This is a genomic window from Streptomyces sp. NPDC030893 (genome assembly GCF_055571535.1).
This window is the reverse complement of the sequence record NZ_JBVIFC010000002.1, coordinates 426,789-443,718: the sequence shown is the minus strand read 5'-3', so window position 1 is coordinate 443,718 and position 16,930 is coordinate 426,789. Positions and strand designations below refer to the sequence as shown.

Below are 16,930 nucleotides of genomic sequence, written 5' to 3'. Positions count from 1 at the left end.
ATGGCTCCCATCCCCGGCTCCGGCCTGGCCAAGGGCCTGGCCGTCACCCTGCGGACGATGACGAAGAAGTCCGTCACCGCCCCGTACCCGGACACCCAGCCCGACCTGCCGCCCCGCACGCGCGGAGTGATCGGCCTGTTCGAGGAGAACTGCACGGTCTGCATGCTGTGCGCCCGCGAGTGCCCGGACTGGTGCATCTACATCGACTCCCACAAGGAGACGGTCCCGGCGGCGGCCCCCGGCGGACGCGAGCGCAGCCGCAACGTCCTCGACCGCTTCGCCATCGACTTCTCCCTGTGCATGTACTGCGGTATCTGCATCGAGGTCTGTCCTTTCGACGCCCTGTTCTGGTCCCCGGAGTTCGAGTACGCCGAGACCGACATCCGCGACCTCACCCACGAACGCGACAAGCTCCGCGAGTGGATGTGGACCGTCCCCGCCCCGCCCGCGCTCGACCCCGGCGCCGAGGAACCGAAGGAAGTCGCCGCCGCCCGCAAGACCGCCGACAAACTCGCCGCCGCCCAGGCCGAACCGCAGCAGGAGGAGTCGTGACCCTCGCCGCAGCCGCAGCAACGGCCGCGCACGCCACGACCACCACGACCACCACCGCCGCCGAGGCGCACGGCTTCCTCTCCCCGACCGGGGTGGAGATCGCCTTCCTCCTCGTCGGCCTGGTCACCTTCGGGGCCGCCGTCATCACCGTCACCACCCGGCAGCTGGTGCACGCCGCCCTGTGGCTGGTGGTGGCCCTCGGTGGCCTCGCCGTCGAATACCTCCTGCTCACCGCGGAGTTCATCGCCTGGGTGCAGGTCCTCATCTACGTCGGCTCCGTCATCGTCCTCCTCCTGTTCGGGCTCATGCTCACCAGGGCCCCCATCGGCCGCTCACCGGACGCCGACTCCGGCAACCGCCTGGTCGCCCTCGGCGTGGCCGTCACCGCCGCGGCCGCCCTGGTGTGGGTGGTCGTCGACGCCTTCCGGACCACCTGGATCGACCTGGACGGCGCCCCCGCCGGCTCCACCGAGGTGACCGGCGCGAGCCTCTTCCAGCACTGGGTCCTCCCCTTCGAGGCCCTCTCCGTCCTCCTCCTCGCCGCCCTCGTCGGCGCGATCGTCCTCTCCCGCAAGGCCAAGGCCGAGCGAGCGGCGGCCACCGCGCCCGCGCCGGCCACCACCCCCGGCGCCCCGGGGCCCGGAGCCACCCGGCGCGACACGGAAGGGACCCGCTGATGCACCTCGCCTATCCCGCCGTGCTGTCCGCCCTCCTCTTCTGCACCGGCCTCTACGGCGTCCTCGCCCGCCGCAACGCGATCCTCGTCCTGATGTCGGTCGAGCTGATGCTCAACGCCGTCAACCTCAACCTCGTCGCCTTCGACGTCTGGCTCAGCCGGGCCGCCGAGGAGACCCTGCACTCCGGCCAGGCCCTGGCCCTGTTCACCATCGCCATCGCCGCCGCCGAGATCGGCATCGGCCTGGCGATCGTCCTCGCCGTGTACCGCAACCGCGGCACCTCGGACATCGACAGGCTCCGCGACACCGCCGAGGGCCACGATCCCGACGGCCCCGACGACGACGCGTCCGGCGGCGACTCCTCCGCACACCGGGCGGCCGCCGAGAAGGCTGAGGCCACCGCGTGACCACGACCACTCTCGCCGTCCTCGTCCCCCTCCTCCCGTTCCTCGGCGCGCTCGCCGGACTGCTCCTCGGCCGCACCGCCCCCGGCTTCGTCCGTCCGCTCGCCGTCCTGCCGGCGCTCGCCTCCCTCGTCCTCGCCGTCGTCGTCGCCGCCCGCCAGGGCGGTGACGGCGCGGTCGACGCCGCGACCGAACTCACCCCGACCGGCTCGGTGCCGATCGAACTCGCCCTCCACATCGACGGCTTCGCCGCGCTGACCGCCGTCCTGGTCACCGTCGTCGCCACCTGCGTGCAGATCTACTCGACCGGCTACCTGCGCGACGACCCGCGCTACCCCTCCTACGCGGCACTCGTCTCCCTGTTCACCTCCGCGATGCTCCTGGTCGTCTACTCCGGCGACCTGATGGTCCTGCTGGTCGGCTGGGAAGTCATGGGCCTCTGCTCCTACTTCCTCGTCGGCCACTACTGGGAGACTCCCGAGGCCCGCGCCGCCTCCCTCAAGGCCTTCCTGGTCACCAAGCTCGGCGACGTCCCCTTCCTCATCGGCCTGTTCGCGCTGGCCACCGAAGCCGGGTCGTTCCGCATCACCCGGATCCTCGGCGCCGTCGCGAACGGCGGCATCGAACACCCCACACTGATCGCCCTGCTGCTCCTGGCGGGCGTGGCCGGCAAGTCGGCGCAGTTCCCGCTGCACACCTGGCTCCCCGACGCGATGGCGGGCCCGACGCCCGTCTCCGCACTGATCCACGCCGCGACCATGGTCGCCGCCGGTGTCTACTTCGTCGCCCGTCTCCTCCCGCTCTTCGAGGCCTCCCGGGCCGCCATGACCGTCCTCGCCGTCATGGCCGCCGTGACCATGACCGGCTCCGCGCTCGCCGCCCTCGCCCAGGACGACATCAAACGCGTCCTCGCCTACTCGACGATCGGTCAGCTCGGCTACATGACCGGCGCCCTCGCCGTCGCCGACCGCGGCGCCGCCGTCTTCCACCTCCTGTCCCACGGCGCCTTCAAGGCGCTGCTGTTCCTTGCCGCCGGCGTGATCATCCACGCCGCCGGCACCAACTCACTGACCGCCATGTCCCGCATGAGCCACCTGCGCGACCGCGTCCCTGACGCCTACTGGACGACGACCGTGGCGCTCCTCGCGCTCGCCGCCATCCCGCCGTTCAGCGGCTTCTTCTCCAAGGAAGCCGTCCTCGGGGCCGCCGAACACGTCGTCACCGGTCACACCGGACACACCCCCGCCGCCGCGGGCTGGATCGTCCTGCTGGGCGGACTCGTCACGGCCCTGCTCACCGCCGCGTACGCGACCCGCCTGTGGCTCCTGGCGTTCCGCGGGCACGGCCCCGAGGCCCCCGACCACGGCAGGCAGCCGCTGCCGATGACCGTGGTGCTGTGGGTGCTCGCCGTCCCGTCCCTCGCCCTCGGCGGCCTCGCCTTCCGCCCGCTGCCCGACTGGTTCGACGGCCACGACCTCACCCCGGCCCTCACCACCTCCGTGCTCGGCACGGGCGTGGCCCTGGTCGGCGGCATCGTCACCTACGCCACCTGGCGGCACACCACCGCACACGCCGCCCGCGTCCCCCTCGGCGCCGTCGCCGCCCACCCCGAGGGCGACGCCGGACAGGTCGAGGCGGAAGCCATCGCCGCGCACGAGCCGGCCTACGGCGACATCGCGTACGCCCCCGACCCGTCGGACCCCGGACGGCTGCTGCTCGGCCCGCTGCACCGCCCCGCGGCCGCCGGATTCCACCTGGACGCCGTGTACACGGCGCTCTTCGTCCGCCCGGTCCGGGCCGGCGCCAGCCTCGTCCGGTTCCTCGACCGCGAGGTCGTCGAGACCTACGTACGCGGCGCGGGGACGCTGCCCCGCTGGCTCGGCGCCGCCGTACGACGGGCCCAGACCGGCAATCTGCAGACCTATGTGAGCGCGCTGCTCGCCGGCACCGTCGTCCTCGCGGTCGCCGCCGTCCTCGTCGCCACGGGAGCGTGAGCACGCGTGATCGATATCAGTGAGTCCGTGATGCAGGTCCTTCTGGCGTTTCTCGTCGTCGGCCCGCTCCTCGGCGCCGCCGCCGCTCTTCTGCCGGCCCCGCCCGGACTGAAGGGGAAGTCACCGGAGCAGGCCGTGCTCCGCCACGGCGTCACCGTCACCGGCGCGGTCCTCCTCGCGGCGATCGTCCTCGCGCTCGGCTTCGACCACAGCCGGCCGGCGAAGATGCAGGCCACGACCGACATCAGCTGGATCCCCGCACTCGACGTGCGCATCCACCTCGGCACCGACGGCATCTCCCTCCCCCTTCTGGTCCTGACCGCGCTGCTGACCTTCCTCAGCGCCCTCTACTCGTACGTCAAACCGCCCGCGGGCCCGTCCCCGAAGGCATTCGTCGCCCTGCTGCTCGTCCTCGAGTCCGGAACTCTGGCGACCTTCGCCGTCCTCGACCTGATCCTGTTCTTCCTCGCCTTCGAAACGGTCCTCATCCCGATGTACTTCCTCATCGCCCGCTGGGGCGGCGAGGGCCGGGCCGAGGCCGCCTGGAAGTTCATCCTCTACACGCTGCTCGGCTCCGTCGTCATGCTGCTCGGCCTGCTCCTGATCGGAATCGAGGCGGGCACATTCGACATGGTGGCACTCGCCACTGACAACGGCCGGTCGCTCACCACATCAGTGCAGGTCATCGCCGTTCTGGCGATCGGGATCGGGCTCGCGGTCAAGACCCCGATGTGGCCGCTGCACAGCTGGCTGCCCGACGCCCACACCGCCGCGCCGACCGTCGGCTCGGTCCTCCTGGCCGGCGTGCTGCTGAAGATGGGCACCTACGGGTTCGTACGGATCCTGCTGCCCGCCGCACCGGACGGCTTCCGCACCTTCGCGCCCTACCTCGCCGCGTTCGCCGTCGTCGGCATCGTCTACGGCTCACTCGCCTGCCTGGCCCTCGCCCGACGGGGCGCGAAGGGCGACCTCAAACGCCTCATCGCCTACTCCTCCGTCGGCCACATGGGCTTCGTCCTCCTCGGCATCGCCACCATGACCCCGACCGGCGTCAACGGCGCCCTGTTCGCCAACATCGCCCACGGCCTCATCACCGGCCTGCTGTTCTTCCTGGTCGGCGGCCTCAAGGAGCGCACCGGCAGCACCGACCTCGACACCCTCGCCAAGGAAGCGGGCGCCGCCCTCTACGGCAGGGCCCCCCGCCTCGGCGGCCTGCTCGCCTTCGCCGCCGTCGCCTCCCTCGGCCTGCCCGGCCTCGCCGGGTTCTGGGGCGAGATGCTCGCCCTGTTCGGCGCCTTCGACCCCGCCGACGGCCTGAGCCGCCCCGCCTTCCTCACGTTCATGGCGATCGGTGCGTTCGGCACACTGCTGACGGCCGCGTACCTGCTGATCGTGGTCCGCAGGGTCTGCATGGGCGCCGTACCGCAGGAGGCCCCGCTCCTCACCGACGTGCGCCCCCACGAGTTCGCCGCCTGGACCCCGCTCGTCGTCCTCACCGTCGTCGCCGGCCTGTGGCCGAAGGCCCTCCTCGGGCTGACCGACCCGGCCGTGCAGCAGCTCCTCGCAGGAGGCACCCGATGAGCTCCCTCGTCCAGTCCGTCGACTGGCTGGCCATCGCGCCGCCCACCATCGCGGCGGTCGTCGGACTCCTCGTCCTCGTCGCCGACCTGTTCGTCGACGACAGGCGCAAACCCCTCCTCGGCTGGCTCTCGGTGGCCGGACTCGCCGCCGCCACGCTCATGCTGCTGCCCCTCCTCGACGCCGACCGCAGCACCTTCTGCCTGGTCGGCGACACCGGTGTGTGCAGCTACACCGCGGACCGCTTCACCCTCGTCATCCAGTTCCTGGTGCTCGGCGGCGCCCTCCTGGCGGCCCTGCTGTCCGTCACCGCCCTGAAGGACGAAGGAAAACGGCTCCCCGAGGGCGAGTACTGGTTCCTGTTCCTCTCCTCCGCGGCCGGCGCCGCCCTCCTCCCCGCCTCCCGCGACCTCGCGACGCTCGTCGTCGCCCTGGAGGTCGCCTCCCTGCCCGCCTTCGCCCTGGTCGGCCTGCGGCACGGCGACCGGAAATCCTCCGAAGCCGCCCTTAAGTTCTTTCTGTCCTCCGTCACCGCCACCGCGGTCAGCCTGCTCGGCATCAGCTTCGTCTACGCCGCCACCGGCACCCTCCACCTCACGCGGGTCGCCGAGCGGATCCAGTCCGTCGACGGGCAGCTCCACACCCTCGCCCAGACCGGCGTCGTCCTCACCCTCGTCGGCTTCGCCTTCAAGACCGCCGCCGTGCCCTTCCACTTCTGGGTCCCCGACACCTACGTGGGCGCCCCCCTGCCCATCGCCGCCTACCTGTCCGTCATCGGCAAGGCGGTCGGCTTCTCCGGCCTGATCCTCGTCACCGTCGTCGCCCTCCCGTCGTACGCCGACGTCTGGGGCCCCGCCCTCGCCGTCCTGGCCGCCCTCACCATGACGGTCGGCAACGTCGGCGCCCTGCGGCAGGGCACCACACGCGCGTACAGCGCCGTACGCCTCCTCGCCTGGTCGTCCGTCGGCCAGGCCGGCTACCTCCTGGTGCCGATCGCCGCCGCCGCGTACGCCGACGACCCCGAGAAGGCCATCGGCTCCACCCTCGCCTACGCCCTCATGTACGGCGCCGTGAACCTGGGCGCCTTCGCCGTGGCCGCCCTCGTCGGCCGCACCCACCGCCGCAACCGTGTCGCCGACTACCGAGGCCTCTACGCCTCCAGCCCCCTCACCGCACTCCTCCTCGGCTTCTTCCTGCTCTGCCTCGCCGGACTCCCGCCCGGCATCATCGGCCTCTTCGCCAAGGTCACGGTGTTCGCCGCGGCCGTCGACGCCGGACTCGGCTGGCTCGCCGTCGTCATGGCCGTCAACGTCGTCATCGCACTGGTCTACTACCTCCAGTGGGCCGCCCTGCTGTTCCGCGCCCCCGAGGGAGAGCCGGCCCGGCACCGCCTCCCCGCCCCCCTCACCGCCGCGATCGCCCTCACCGGCGTGATCGGTATCGCCCTGTCCGGCGCTCCCCAGCTGGTCCTCCGCTTCACCGACACCGGACTCTTCTGACCGCACGGCACCGCACCGTGCCGCACACCGCATCGCACCGCGCGGTGTCGCCGGGAGCGCCGTCACCCGGACGGTGCACCCCCGCCCCCGCGCGCACAAGGGAACTAGTGCCCTTCGCCTCGCGTTGACCGGTACGGGAGGGTCCACTGGACGTGACACCGCGGAACCGGTGGGCAGCGCAGGTCAGAAGGAAGATCAGCAAGCAAGGGTCCCCCTGCCGCACGATTTGGAGGGCGTACCGTGCACCGCCGGCACAACGGGCTCAGGACAGCAGTCCTCCTCGGGGGACTGTCCGCACTCATCATCGTCATCGGCAGCTTCTTCGGCCGGACGGGGCTCGTCGTCGCCGTCCTGATCGCGCTCGGTACCAACGCCTACGCGTACTGGAACAGCGACAAACTGGCCCTGCGCGCGATGCGTGCCCGCCCGGTGAGCGAGTTCGAGGCCCCGGGGCTGTACCGCATGGTCCGCGAGCTCTCCACCCAGGCCCGCCAGCCGATGCCCCGCCTGTACATCTCCCCGACGGAGGCCCCCAACGCCTTCGCCACCGGCCGCAACCCGCGCAACGCCGCGGTGTGCTGCACCGAAGGCATCCTGCGCCTGCTCGACGAACGGGAGCTGCGCGGCGTCATCGGCCACGAGCTCAGCCATGTCTACAACCGGGACATCCTGATCTCCTCGGTCGCCGGCGCCCTCGCCTCCGTGATCATGTTCCTGGTCAACTTCGCCTGGCTGATCCCGATCGGCCGCTCGAACGACGACGACGGCCCGGGCCTCCTCGGCATGCTGCTGATCATGATCCTCGGCCCGCTCGCGGCGTCCCTCATCCAGCTGGCCATCAGCCGCTCCCGGGAGTACGAGGCGGATGCCTCCGGCGCCCAGCTCACCGGCGACCCGCTCGCCCTCGCCGGAGCCCTGCGCAAACTGGACCACGGAACCAAGCAGCTTCCGCTGCCTCCCGAGCCCCGCATCGAGACGGCCAGCCACATGATGATCGCGAACCCGTTCCGTCCCGGCCAGGGGCTCTCCAAAATGTTCTCCACCCACCCGCCGATGGCGGAACGCATCGCCCGGCTCGAGAAGATGGCAGGTCACCACCAGTGAAGACCATCCTGAATCTCATATGGCTCGTCTTCAGCGGCTTCTGGCTGTTCCTCGGCTACTTGCTCGCGGGCGTGCTGCTCTGCATCACGATCATCGGCATCCCCTTCGGCGTCGCCGCGTTCCGGATCGGTGTCTACGCCCTGTGGCCCTTCGGGTACACGACGGTGGAACGCCGTGACGCGGGAGCCCCGTCCTTCCTCGTCAACGTGCTCTGGCTGCTCCTGGCCGGCTGGTGGCTGGCGCTCAGCCACATCCTCACCGGGATCGCCCTGTGCGTGACGATCATCGGAATCCCTCTCGGCATCGCCAACTTCAAGCTGATCCCGGTGTCGCTGTTCCCGCTGGGCCGCGAGATCGTCCGCACGGACCAGGCGTTCACGTCCTCGTCGCGCTGGTAGGCGGACCCGTCCGGTCCGTCACCCACCGGTGGTTGTCCACAGGCCGGCAGTTGTCCACAGGCCCGCACGCCAGACGGCGGCGGCCCGCATGATGACCCCATGACCGAGCACGAGCAGTTGCCGACACACCGGGCGGACAGGGCCCGTCCCACCGGTGGGGTCCGCCGGACAGCGAACCGGCGCCCAGCACGCCCGCCGCCTACCGGCCGCGCCCCAACCTCCGCGCGCCGTAAGCCGCCACACCCACCACCAGCACTCCCGCGCCCACGGCGACCGAAACCCACGGCAGCGAGAACGCCAGCACCACGCACCCGGCGAGCCCCACCGCCGGCACCACCCGCGCCACCGGCCTCGTATCGAGCGTCCAGGCCGACGCGTTGGCCACCGCGTAGTACGTCAGCACACCGAAGGAGGAGAAACCGATCGCACCCCGCACATCCACCGTGGCGGCCAGCACGGCGACCACCGCGCCCACCACCAGCTCCGCCCGGTGCGGCACCCGGAACCGCGGATGCACGGCCGCCAGAGCACCCGGGAGATGCCGGTCCCGGGCCATGGCCAGCGTCGTCCGAGAGACCCCCAGGATCAGGGCGAGCAGCGAACCCAGCGCGGCCACCGCCGCGCCCACCCGCACCACCGGCGCCAACTCGGGCACCCCGGCGGCCCGCACCGCGTCGGCGAGCGGCGCGGTGGTATCACCCAGCCCCTCCGCTCCGAGAACCGAAAGGACGGCCACCGCCACAGCCGCGTACACGACCAGAGCGATGCCGAGGGCCAGCGGAATCGCCCGGGGAATGGTGCGCGCCGGATCCCGGACCTCCTCACCGAGGGTCGCGATACGGGCGTACCCCGCGAAGGCGAAGAACAGCAGCCCGCCCGCCTGAAGCACCCCTCCGGCACCCTCCGGGGCCCCGATGCCCAGCCGCCCGGCATCGGCTTCCCCCGACGTCAGACACACCACCACCACGGAAGCGAGGACCGCCAGCACCACACCCACGATCGCCCGCGTCAGCCACGCGGACTTCTGGACACCGCCGTAGTTCACCGCCGTCAGCAGCACCACCGCGGCGACCGCCACGGCATGCGCCTGCCCCGGCCACACGTACGCGCCCACGGTGAGCGCCATCGCCGCACAGGACGCCGTCTTCCCCACCACGAACGCCCAGCCGGCGAGGTAACCCCAGAACTCCCCGAGCCGCTCCCTGCCGTACACGTACGTCCCGCCCGAGGCCGGGTACCGGGCGGCGAGCCGCGCCGACGACGCGGCGTTGCAGTAGGCGACCACGGCGGCGACCGCGAGTCCGAGGAGCAGCCCGGAGCCGGCCGCGTGAGCGGCGGGCGCCAGGGCGGCGAAGATACCGGCCCCGACCATCGAGCCGAGGCCGATGACCACGGCGTCACCGACGCCGAGCGTACGCCGCAGCCGGGGACCGGAGGTGTCTGTCATGGGGCCGCACCCTACTGACCGGATGCAACCGCCACCTGTACGTGTGATGTCTTCCAGGGTGCAAGCGCAACAGGAAAGGGGCAGGTGCACCGCATGACGATCATCAGCTGGATCATCCTGGGCCTGCTGGCCGGGGCGATAGCGAAGTTCCTGCTCCCCGGCCGCGACCCGGGCGGCCTCGTCGGCACGACCCTGATCGGCGTGGCCGGCGCGTTCATCGGCGGCTGGATATCGGCCCGTTGGCTCGACCACCCGGTCACCAAGGACTTCTACGACGGCACCACGTGGCTCGCCGCGATCGGCGGCTCACTGGTCCTCCTGGTCGCCTACCGCATCCTGTTCGGCAACTCCCGCGACTGACACCGCCCGGCGCCGGCCCTGACGTACGGCCGGCGGACGGGAAGGGCGGGCACCCGCCGGTACCCGCCCTTCCCGTCTTCCGCCCGGACCTACCGGTAGTTCACGAACTGCAGCGCGAAGTCGAAGTCCTTGCCCTTGAGAAGGGCGATGACGGTCTGGAGGTCGTCCCGGCTCTTGGAGCTGACCCGCAGCTCCTCGCCCTGTACCTGCGCCTTCACGCCCTTCGGGCCCTCATCCCGGATGATCTTGGCGACCTTCTTCGCGTTGTCCTGGGAGATGCCCTCTTCGATCGACGCGAAGATCTTGTACTCCTTGCCCGAGAGCTGCGGCTCGCCCGCGTCCAGAGCCTTCAGGGAGATGCCCCGCTTGATCAGCTTGGACTGGAAGACGTCGAGGACGGCCTTGACCCGGTCCTCGGAGTTCGCCTCCATGAGGATCTTCTCCCCGGACCACGAGATCGAGGCACCCACGCCCTTGAAGTCGTAGCGCTGCGAGATCTCCTTGGCGGTCTGGTTGAGGGCGTTGTCGACCTCCTGCCGCTCGACCTTCGAGACGATGTCGAAACTGGAGTCGGCCATGTCCTGTGGCTCCTTGAATCGGGGTGCGTATCGGGCTGCGCACCGGATGCGTACCGGCATACGTGGGACGGCCCGGAGCCCGGCATCGGCTCCGGACCGCATTCCGACCAGCCTAGTCACCCCTCGCCCCCCGGGTGGCGATCAATCGGGTGGCGAAGCACCCCTGTCCATCGGGTATTGTTTACGTCGTTGCCACGGAGCACCGCCGCAAGGCGGTTCGAGGGCAGCAACCCCGGCGGTGTGCCCGAGCGGCCAAAGGGAGCAGACTGTAAATCTGCCGGCTCAGCCTTCCCAGGTTCGAATCCTGGCGCCGCCACAAGACCGAAAGGGTCTGTGACCAGCAGCAATGCTGATCGCAGACCCTTTCGGCGTTCACTGAACCTGTGGCGCCGTTATGGGCGGTATTTCCCAGTGTGTCTCACCCTGATTCGTGTGCTGACCAGTCCATGTGGGGCAGACCCGGCCGTGCTGTGGCCGGCGCGCGCGGCAACTTCCTGGGGTTCCGCCCCGGAGCTGAGCCATGTGGAGACGGCAGCGTGGCGCAGACCATACGGACGCTTCGCCGGCAGCGACGCCGTAGGCCGTGACATGCCACCGCAGCATGCGCACGAGGTCGGGCGGGATCGGCACCGTGCGGACCGCCTTCCGGGGCCGGTGCTTGAGTCCCCGCCGGTCGTGCGCTTCGCCGCTGTCCGTCCAGGCCGCCCCCGACCGGGGGCGGGTCTCCCGCAGCCGTAGAGTCCCCCACCAGCGGGGGAGGTTGCCGTCCCCAGAGCGACCCTGTCAATCACTCTGTTCCTGTGAATCAGAAGATTTGCGCTGTCCCGTGATGGTCGACCCTTTGATGGAATACGCGAGAACGCTTTTCCATGCGTCTTGGGCCATGGGGGGCATTACTTTCAGGAGATCCCCTGTCCGCGTGATCTCTTCTGTTGTCTGCAAGTCGAACGCCCGAGCGAGGATCGCGCGCACGTCGTCGGGGCTGACTCTGTTTTCCGCATCTATCCTGCGTAGTACCTGGTCAGGTCCATAGCCCAGTCGGACAGCGAGGCTGTGAGACTCTCTGCCAGTCGGCTTCTCCGCTGGCGATTCGGAAACGAGGTGATCTCTCATGGAGGCAGTCGACTCCTGGTGCAGCGGATCACGTCTCGCTTTGTCTAATTCGGCCTGAAGAGTTGCTATGTGCGCCTGAGTGGCCGCCATCCGCTCTTGGGTTATGGCGTATTCCTGAGCTGCACGCTCTTGCAATGCATCAGCTTCGCTGGCCACGTCGACATTTGTGGCCCGCCCCTCGGGTTGGGAGGTGGGTTTCTCTTCGCGTTCAGCGCTCTCAATCTGCCGCTCCAGTTGATCGCATCGTTCTTCCGCCAGGGCGCGGGCATTCGTCGCTTCCTTTAGTTGTTTCTTGAGGACATCGATTTCAGTTTGTAGCTGATCCCTCTCTCTGCGCAGATCATCTGCCTCGGACGTGAAAAGTTCGATCTCTGATTCGGCCGCCTGTCGATCTGCCGCTCTGACCGCGCGCAGAGCCTTGAGCTCTACGTTCAGGTGGGCTACTTGCTGCTGCGACTCGTGCAGTGCCGCTCGGAGCAGACGTTCCAAAGAAGCTGCTTCGCGCGCCTGTTCATCAGCTTCCTCAAGAAGACGTTGCAGGTCGCTTGCTCTCCTGGTTCCGCCGCTGCCCCCAGCCGCACGAGCATAAAGTTGACGAAGGAGCGCCACTGTCTCGTTGCTGGTCTGACCCTCTCGCTCCTCGGCCACGTGGGCGAGCAAGTTGACAATAAAATTCCACGGTGGAACGCGCGTGCCTGCGAGATAGCGAGAAAGAGTACCCGGATCCGTGTAACAGCGAGCTGCGTACCGCCGCATTGAAATTCCGAGTGAATCGAAGAGTGTTCGCAAGGCTTCGGCCAGCGCTCGGTTCTCCTCGCTTACCTCGTCACCGATTGGCTCTAGTGCCCCCACACTGCCCTCCCCTGGGTGTTGCGCGACTGGCAACGCCACCGTTGGCGCTCCTGCAACGCACTGTCGTACCTGCTGGGAGGCTTGAAAGCCTCCCATCGCAAGCTGCTGACACCCTGCAGCAAGGATGCCCGTTGCAGCAAGAGCAACACCTGCGACCGTGTTGCCAAGCGAGAGCAACACTACTGTTGCGGCTTCTGCAACGCCTGTCCCCAAAGGCAAGCTCGGGTCAGAACATAACTCGGGTGCAGGCCCGCTGAAGGAAGGCGAAAAAAGTGACACCCCGCATGGATCCCTCCTACCCGAACCTTGCACGTCTTTTTGACTTCCTTGTCTTCATGGGGATTCTCTCCGTCATCCTCACCCTCGCTCACTGGGGAGTGGGACCTGCTTCCATTGCCGCAATCGCTGCGCTGGTGGGTGTGTGCGGTCGTATGTGGGTCGCTATCAGTCGTCCCTCGGGGACGTTCCGCAAGGACAAGGCGAACCTCGCTTGGGCTCCGGGAAAGTGGCAGGGCAGGATCGAAACCGAGCGTCACACGGAAGGTGGGTCCGAGGAGTAGCAACGTCTCAGGCTCACCTGGGGCATCCGAGGGGCAGGGCGCTTGTCGGTAGCCGGCTGCGCGGCTGAGCGCCCAGCTCGCGCGCAGACTGGCAATCTGCCGGCTCAGCCTTCCCAGGTTCGCATCCTGGCGCCGCCACGGGCCCTTCGTCATGTCTCCTTCAGGAGCACCCGGAATCGCGGCAGAGGGCCCTTGCCGCGCTCGGCGGCACGAATCGGGTGCAAGCGCGTGTGCGGTGACCGGGCGGGGGCCTACCCTCGGTGCTCGGACGGTGCCGGGCTGGTACGGGGGTCTGGGTGGCGGGTGTCGGGGATGCGCAGGGCGGAGTGCGGGTGTTCGTCTCGCACGCGGGGGCGGACCTCGCGTGGGCGGAATGGGTGGCCTGGCAGTTGCAGGACGCCGGGTACGACGTGGAGTTGGACGCCTGGCACTGGGGGGCCGGGGAGAACTTCGTACTGAACATGGACCGGGCCCTGGCCGACGGGCCGATGGTGGCGCTGTTCTCGGCCGCGTACTTCGGTTCCGAGCGGTGGACCACCGAGGAGTGGACGGCGAAGGTGGCCGGGCGGGAGCAGCTGATCCCGTTACGGATCGAGGAATGCGCCGTGCCGAGGATGGTGCGGGCCCTGTACGCGCCGCAGCTCTTCGGGCTGGGGGAGGAGAAGGCCCGGCAGGTGCTCCTCGCGGCGGTGAAGGGACCGGCGGGGGCCCCGCCGGTGAGCCCGGGTTTTCCGGGCGGGCACGGGGCGGGCCGGCTCCGCAGCATGGGCGCGACCGGACCGCGGTTGCCCGGCACCTTGCCGCGGGTGTGGAACGTTCCGGTGCGCAACGCCGGGTTCGTGGGCCGGGACGAGCTGCTGGTGGGGATGCGTTCCCGGCTGGCCGGCGGGCGCGCGGTGGCGGTGGTGGCGCTGGACGGCCGTGGCGGTGTGGGCAAGACGCAACTGGCCGCCGAGTACGCGTACCGCTTCTGCGGGGAGTACGAGCTGGCGTGGTGGGTGCCGGCCGAGGACCCGGCACTGATTCCGGGTCAGCTGGCCTCGCTGGCGGTGGAGACCGGGGTCGCGCATGCGGAGACGCCCACCGAGGAGGCCGTACAGGCGCTGGGGTCCGAGCTGCGCTCGCGGGCGCGCTGGCTGATCGTCTTCGACAACGCCGAGGATCCCGCGGCGCTGACGGAATTCGTACCGTCCGGGCCGGGGCACGTGCTGATCACTTCCCGCAATCCGGACTGGCACGGTGTGGCCCGGCCGTTGGATGTGGATGTGATGGCCCGGCGGGAGTCGGTCGATCTGCTCAGACGGCGGACACGGTGGCTCACGGAGGACGAGGCGGGGCGGTTGGCGGAGGCGCTGGACGACCTGCCGCTGGCCCTGGTCCAGGCCGCCGCGGTGCTGACGACGACGACCGTGGACGACTATCTGGCCCTGCTGGCCGACCATGCCGGTGAGGTCACCGACGAGGGCAGGCCGAGGGACTACCGGTGGTCGCTGGCCGCGCAGATCCGGCTGAGCATGCAGCGGCTGCGGGCCGAGGACCCGGAGGCCGCCGAGGCGATGGAAGCGTGCGCGCTGCTGGCCCCGGAGCCGTTCGCGCTGCCCGCCCGCACCGATCCGGAGGACGAAGCGGGGGCGTCCGCGGGACGGATGGTGGCCGACCGGCGAACGAGGACCCGTGTCCTGTCGGCACTGCACCAGCACGGGTTGGCCCGGGTGGCGGGCGGCAGCCTGCATCTGCACCGTCTGACCCAGGCCGTTCTCAAGGACCAGCTCACCGACGACAAGCGCGCCACCGCGGCTGGAAACGCCAGCGTTCTGCTCGCCGCCGCCTATCCCGGCAAGGCGGACGATCCCGCGTCCTGGCCCGACTGGCCCGCCCTGTTGCCCCACCTGCTGACGATCGACCCGAACGACCTGGTCACCGCGGACGCCCGCTTCGCAGCCTGCGAGGCCTGCTTCTTCCTCCTGGACCGCGGCAGCGCACGAGCGGCCCTTTCACGCCTCGAGGCACTTCATCAGGCCTTCGACACCTTGCTCGGCCCTGATCACATCCACACCTGGTGGGCCGTCAACTACCTGGCCCTGGCATGCGCCGACGCCGGCGATCACGACCGCGCCTACGCACTGCACCAGGACCTGTACGACCGGCAGCGTCGACTGCTGGCCGAGGACGATGCCGACATGCTGGGCACCGCGTCGAATCTGGCGGTGCGGCTCGCGCGGCTGGGGCGGGTGGAGGAGGCGGTGGAGCTGGGTGAGGACACGCTGGCCCGGCAGCGGCGAGCGCTGGGGGACGACCACGCCGACACTCTGATCACCGCGTCGAATCTGGCGGTGCGGCTCGCGCGGCTGGGACGGGTGGAGGAGGCGCTGCACCTGGGCGAGGACACGCTGGCCCGGCAGCGGCGGGTACTGGGGGAGGGCCACCCGTCCACGCTGATCACCGCGTCGAATCTGGCGGTCGACCTGGCGGGCCTCGGGCGGGTGGAGGAGGCGGTGAAGCTGGGCGAGGACACGCTGGCCCGGCAGCGGCGGCTGCTGGGGGAGGACCACCCCTCCACGCTGCGTACGGCGTCGAATCTGGGGGTCGACCTGGCGGACCTGGGGCAGGTGGAGGAGGCGGTGGAGCTGGGTGAGGACACGCTGGCCCGTCGGCGGCGGGTGCTGGGTGAGGACCACGCCGACACGCTGATCACCGCGCGACTGCTGGACAGTTTCAAACGGCCGGCCGGTGAATGACAGCGCCACGGGCCCACATGGGCTCGTGGCGCTGTCCGGGCGGAACGTGCCGCACGCCGCCGGTCACAGGGCACACTGGCCGCATGTCGTCGCGTCGTCGTACCTGTCCCGAGTGCCGTCGTGAGATCGCCGTGGTGGCCGGGCGGTACGCGCGGCACGATCCGCCCGGTGCGCGGGGGAGCGGGGAGCTGACGTCCTGCCCCGGGTCACGGCGGCGCGCCCCGCTCGGGGCGGAGCAGCCGTCGCTGGACGGGCACGTGGTGCCCGAGTTCCCGGGGCAGATGTCCCTCTTCTAGCCGCCCCTCTTCCAGCCCCTCTTCCAGCCCCGAACGGGGGGTGCTCAGTTGCCCGCCACCGACTTGACCGCCACCGACACCGGCGCGTTGCCGCCGATGAGTTCCAGGGTCAGGCCGGCCGTCGCGGGGGTGTCCACCAGTTCGGCCAGTACGGCGGCCACGTCGTCGCGGGGGACGGCACCGCGGCCCGTGTGGGCCTCCAGCCGGACCAGGCCGGTGCCGGCGTCGTCGGTGAGCCGGCCGGGGCGCAGGATCGTCCAGTCCAGGGCGTCCAGTCCGCGGACGTAGGCGTCCGCCTCGCCCTTGGCGCGCTGGTAGACGTCGAAGACCTCGTCGCCCTCGTGCGCCGGGTCCGCGCCCATGGACGACACGACCACGAAGCGCCGTACGCCCGCGCGGACGGCCGCGTCGGCGAAGAGGATCGCCGCCGCCTTGTCGACCGTCTCCTTGCGGGCCACCCCGCTGCCCGGGCCGGCGCCCGCCGCGAACACGGCCGCGTCCGCGCCCTCCAGGCGTTCCGCGACCTCCTCCACCGAGGCCGACTCCAGGTCCAGGACGACCGGTTCAGCGCCCAGTTGACGGAGTGCGTCGGCCTGTTCGGGTTTGCGGATGATGCCCGCCGCCTCGTCCCCGCGCGCGGCGAGCAGCCGCTCCAGCCGCAGCGCGATCTGACCATGACCACCAGCGATGACAATGCGCATGCCTCCGACCGTACGCCGGGGCACCCGCATCCGCCGCGCGACTCCCGCGACGCGCCGGAGGGCGTCCGCGCGGGACCGT

Annotated in this window: 15 protein-coding genes, 2 tRNA genes and 1 pseudogene; 13 read left to right on the top strand and 5 right to left on the bottom strand. The window is 70.4% G+C overall.

Annotated features, from left to right (window positions below):
• The 8 genes from ACZ434_RS06755 to ACZ434_RS06720 all read left to right on the top strand — a co-directional run bounded on the left by ACZ434_RS06755 (position 1) and on the right by ACZ434_RS06720 (position 8,206).
• Complete coding sequence (locus ACZ434_RS06755) at positions 1–552, top strand: NuoI/complex I 23 kDa subunit family protein (protein WP_468452526.1); 552 nt, start codon at positions 1–3, stop codon at positions 550–552.
• Entirely contained in the window at positions 549–1,229 is a 681-nt protein-coding gene (locus tag ACZ434_RS06750) for an NADH-quinone oxidoreductase subunit J family protein (protein WP_468452524.1), read from the top strand. The genes ACZ434_RS06755 and ACZ434_RS06750 overlap by 4 nt, the downstream gene beginning before the upstream one ends.
• Positions 1,229–1,636, top strand: a complete 408-nt coding sequence (gene nuoK / locus ACZ434_RS06745; RefSeq protein ID WP_468452522.1) for an NADH-quinone oxidoreductase subunit NuoK — start codon at positions 1,229–1,231, stop codon at positions 1,634–1,636. Before ACZ434_RS06750 ends, nuoK begins: the two co-directional genes overlap by 1 nt.
• On the top strand, positions 1,633–3,627 hold the full coding sequence (locus ACZ434_RS06740; RefSeq protein ID WP_468452520.1) for an NADH-quinone oxidoreductase subunit 5 family protein: 1,995 nt from the start codon (positions 1,633–1,635) through the stop codon (positions 3,625–3,627). Before nuoK ends, ACZ434_RS06740 begins: the two co-directional genes overlap by 4 nt.
• Before the next feature lie 6 nt (positions 3,628–3,633).
• A complete protein-coding gene (locus ACZ434_RS06735; RefSeq protein ID WP_468452517.1) occupies positions 3,634–5,208 on the top strand; it encodes a complex I subunit 4 family protein in 1,575 nt (524 codons plus the stop codon).
• Complete coding sequence (locus tag ACZ434_RS06730; RefSeq protein ID WP_468452515.1) at positions 5,205–6,704, top strand: NADH-quinone oxidoreductase subunit N; 1,500 nt, start codon at positions 5,205–5,207, stop codon at positions 6,702–6,704. Before ACZ434_RS06735 ends, ACZ434_RS06730 begins: the two co-directional genes overlap by 4 nt.
• Before the next feature lie 240 nt (positions 6,705–6,944).
• Positions 6,945–7,808: a zinc metalloprotease HtpX gene (gene htpX, locus ACZ434_RS06725; RefSeq protein ID WP_468452513.1), complete on the top strand. Its 864-nt coding sequence runs from the start codon at positions 6,945–6,947 to the stop codon at positions 7,806–7,808.
• On the top strand, positions 7,805–8,206 hold the full coding sequence (locus ACZ434_RS06720) for a YccF domain-containing protein (RefSeq protein ID WP_468452511.1): 402 nt from the start codon (positions 7,805–7,807) through the stop codon (positions 8,204–8,206). Before htpX ends, ACZ434_RS06720 begins: the two co-directional genes overlap by 4 nt.
• A gap of 199 nt (positions 8,207–8,405) precedes the next feature.
• On the opposite strand, the gene ACZ434_RS06715 is transcribed toward ACZ434_RS06720, so the two are convergent.
• Positions 8,406–9,653: an APC family permease gene (locus ACZ434_RS06715; RefSeq protein ID WP_468452509.1), complete on the bottom strand. Its 1,248-nt coding sequence runs from the start codon at positions 9,651–9,653 to the stop codon at positions 8,406–8,408.
• 93 nt (positions 9,654–9,746) lie between these two features.
• On the opposite strand from ACZ434_RS06715, the gene ACZ434_RS06710 reads away from it, so the two are divergent.
• Positions 9,747–10,013 (top strand): GlsB/YeaQ/YmgE family stress response membrane protein, encoded by a 267-nt coding sequence (locus ACZ434_RS06710; protein ID WP_468452507.1) that lies wholly within the window; start codon positions 9,747–9,749, stop codon positions 10,011–10,013.
• 89 nt (positions 10,014–10,102) lie between these two features.
• Here ACZ434_RS06710 and ACZ434_RS06705 read toward each other — a convergent pair whose 3' ends face one another.
• Positions 10,103–10,591, bottom strand: coding sequence for a YajQ family cyclic di-GMP-binding protein (locus tag ACZ434_RS06705; protein WP_004927449.1), 489 nt, complete (start codon positions 10,589–10,591; stop codon positions 10,103–10,105).
• Positions 10,592–10,825: 234 nt separating this feature from the next.
• Here ACZ434_RS06705 and ACZ434_RS06700 point away from each other — a divergent pair.
• Positions 10,826–10,907: transfer RNA gene (locus tag ACZ434_RS06700), tRNA-Tyr, on the top strand.
• Between the two features lie 145 nt (positions 10,908–11,052).
• Here the strand turns inward: ACZ434_RS06700 and ACZ434_RS06695 are convergent.
• Positions 11,053–11,368, bottom strand: a pseudogene (locus ACZ434_RS06695) (site-specific integrase); the annotation flags it as partial.
• Positions 11,369–11,374: 6 nt separating this feature from the next.
• A complete protein-coding gene (locus ACZ434_RS06690) occupies positions 11,375–12,595 on the bottom strand; it encodes a hypothetical protein (RefSeq protein ID WP_468452504.1) in 1,221 nt (406 codons plus the stop codon).
• A gap of 575 nt (positions 12,596–13,170) precedes the next feature.
• On the opposite strand from ACZ434_RS06690, the gene ACZ434_RS06685 reads away from it, so the two are divergent.
• The 3 genes from ACZ434_RS06685 to ACZ434_RS06675 all read left to right on the top strand — a co-directional run bounded on the left by ACZ434_RS06685 (position 13,171) and on the right by ACZ434_RS06675 (position 16,150).
• A tRNA-Ala gene (locus ACZ434_RS06685) sits at positions 13,171–13,254 on the top strand.
• A gap of 194 nt (positions 13,255–13,448) precedes the next feature.
• Entirely contained in the window at positions 13,449–15,854 is a 2,406-nt protein-coding gene (gene fxsT / locus ACZ434_RS06680; protein WP_468452502.1) for an FxSxx-COOH system tetratricopeptide repeat protein, read from the top strand.
• 83 nt (positions 15,855–15,937) lie between these two features.
• Positions 15,938–16,150 (top strand): hypothetical protein, encoded by a 213-nt coding sequence (locus ACZ434_RS06675; protein WP_468452500.1) that lies wholly within the window; start codon positions 15,938–15,940, stop codon positions 16,148–16,150.
• 44 nt (positions 16,151–16,194) lie between these two features.
• Here the strand turns inward: ACZ434_RS06675 and ACZ434_RS06670 are convergent, their stop codons facing one another.
• Positions 16,195–16,851, bottom strand: coding sequence for an NAD(P)H-binding protein (locus tag ACZ434_RS06670; RefSeq protein ID WP_468452498.1), 657 nt, complete (start codon positions 16,849–16,851; stop codon positions 16,195–16,197).
• Positions 16,852–16,930: the final 79 nt, after the last annotated feature.

Excerpts from the sequence above, each read along its gene's own strand:
- ACZ434_RS06705 (WP_004927449.1), bottom strand. The coding sequence starts at position 10,591 with ATGGCCGACTCCAGTTTCGACATCGTCTCGAAGGTCGAGCGGCAGGAG.
- ACZ434_RS06675 (WP_468452500.1), top strand. The coding sequence starts at position 15,938 with ATGTCGTCGCGTCGTCGTACCTGTCCCGAGTGCCGTCGTGAGATCGCC.
- ACZ434_RS06670 (WP_468452498.1), bottom strand. The coding sequence starts at position 16,851 with ATGCGCATTGTCATCGCTGGTGGTCATGGTCAGATCGCGCTGCGGCTG.
- ACZ434_RS06755 (WP_468452526.1), top strand. The coding sequence starts at position 1 with ATGGCTCCCATCCCCGGCTCCGGCCTGGCCAAGGGCCTGGCCGTCACC.
- ACZ434_RS06715 (WP_468452509.1), bottom strand. The coding sequence starts at position 9,653 with ATGACAGACACCTCCGGTCCCCGGCTGCGGCGTACGCTCGGCGTCGGT.
- ACZ434_RS06710 (WP_468452507.1), top strand. The coding sequence starts at position 9,747 with ATGACGATCATCAGCTGGATCATCCTGGGCCTGCTGGCCGGGGCGATA.
- ACZ434_RS06730 (WP_468452515.1), top strand. The coding sequence starts at position 5,205 with ATGAGCTCCCTCGTCCAGTCCGTCGACTGGCTGGCCATCGCGCCGCCC.
- nuoK (WP_468452522.1), top strand. The coding sequence starts at position 1,229 with ATGCACCTCGCCTATCCCGCCGTGCTGTCCGCCCTCCTCTTCTGCACC.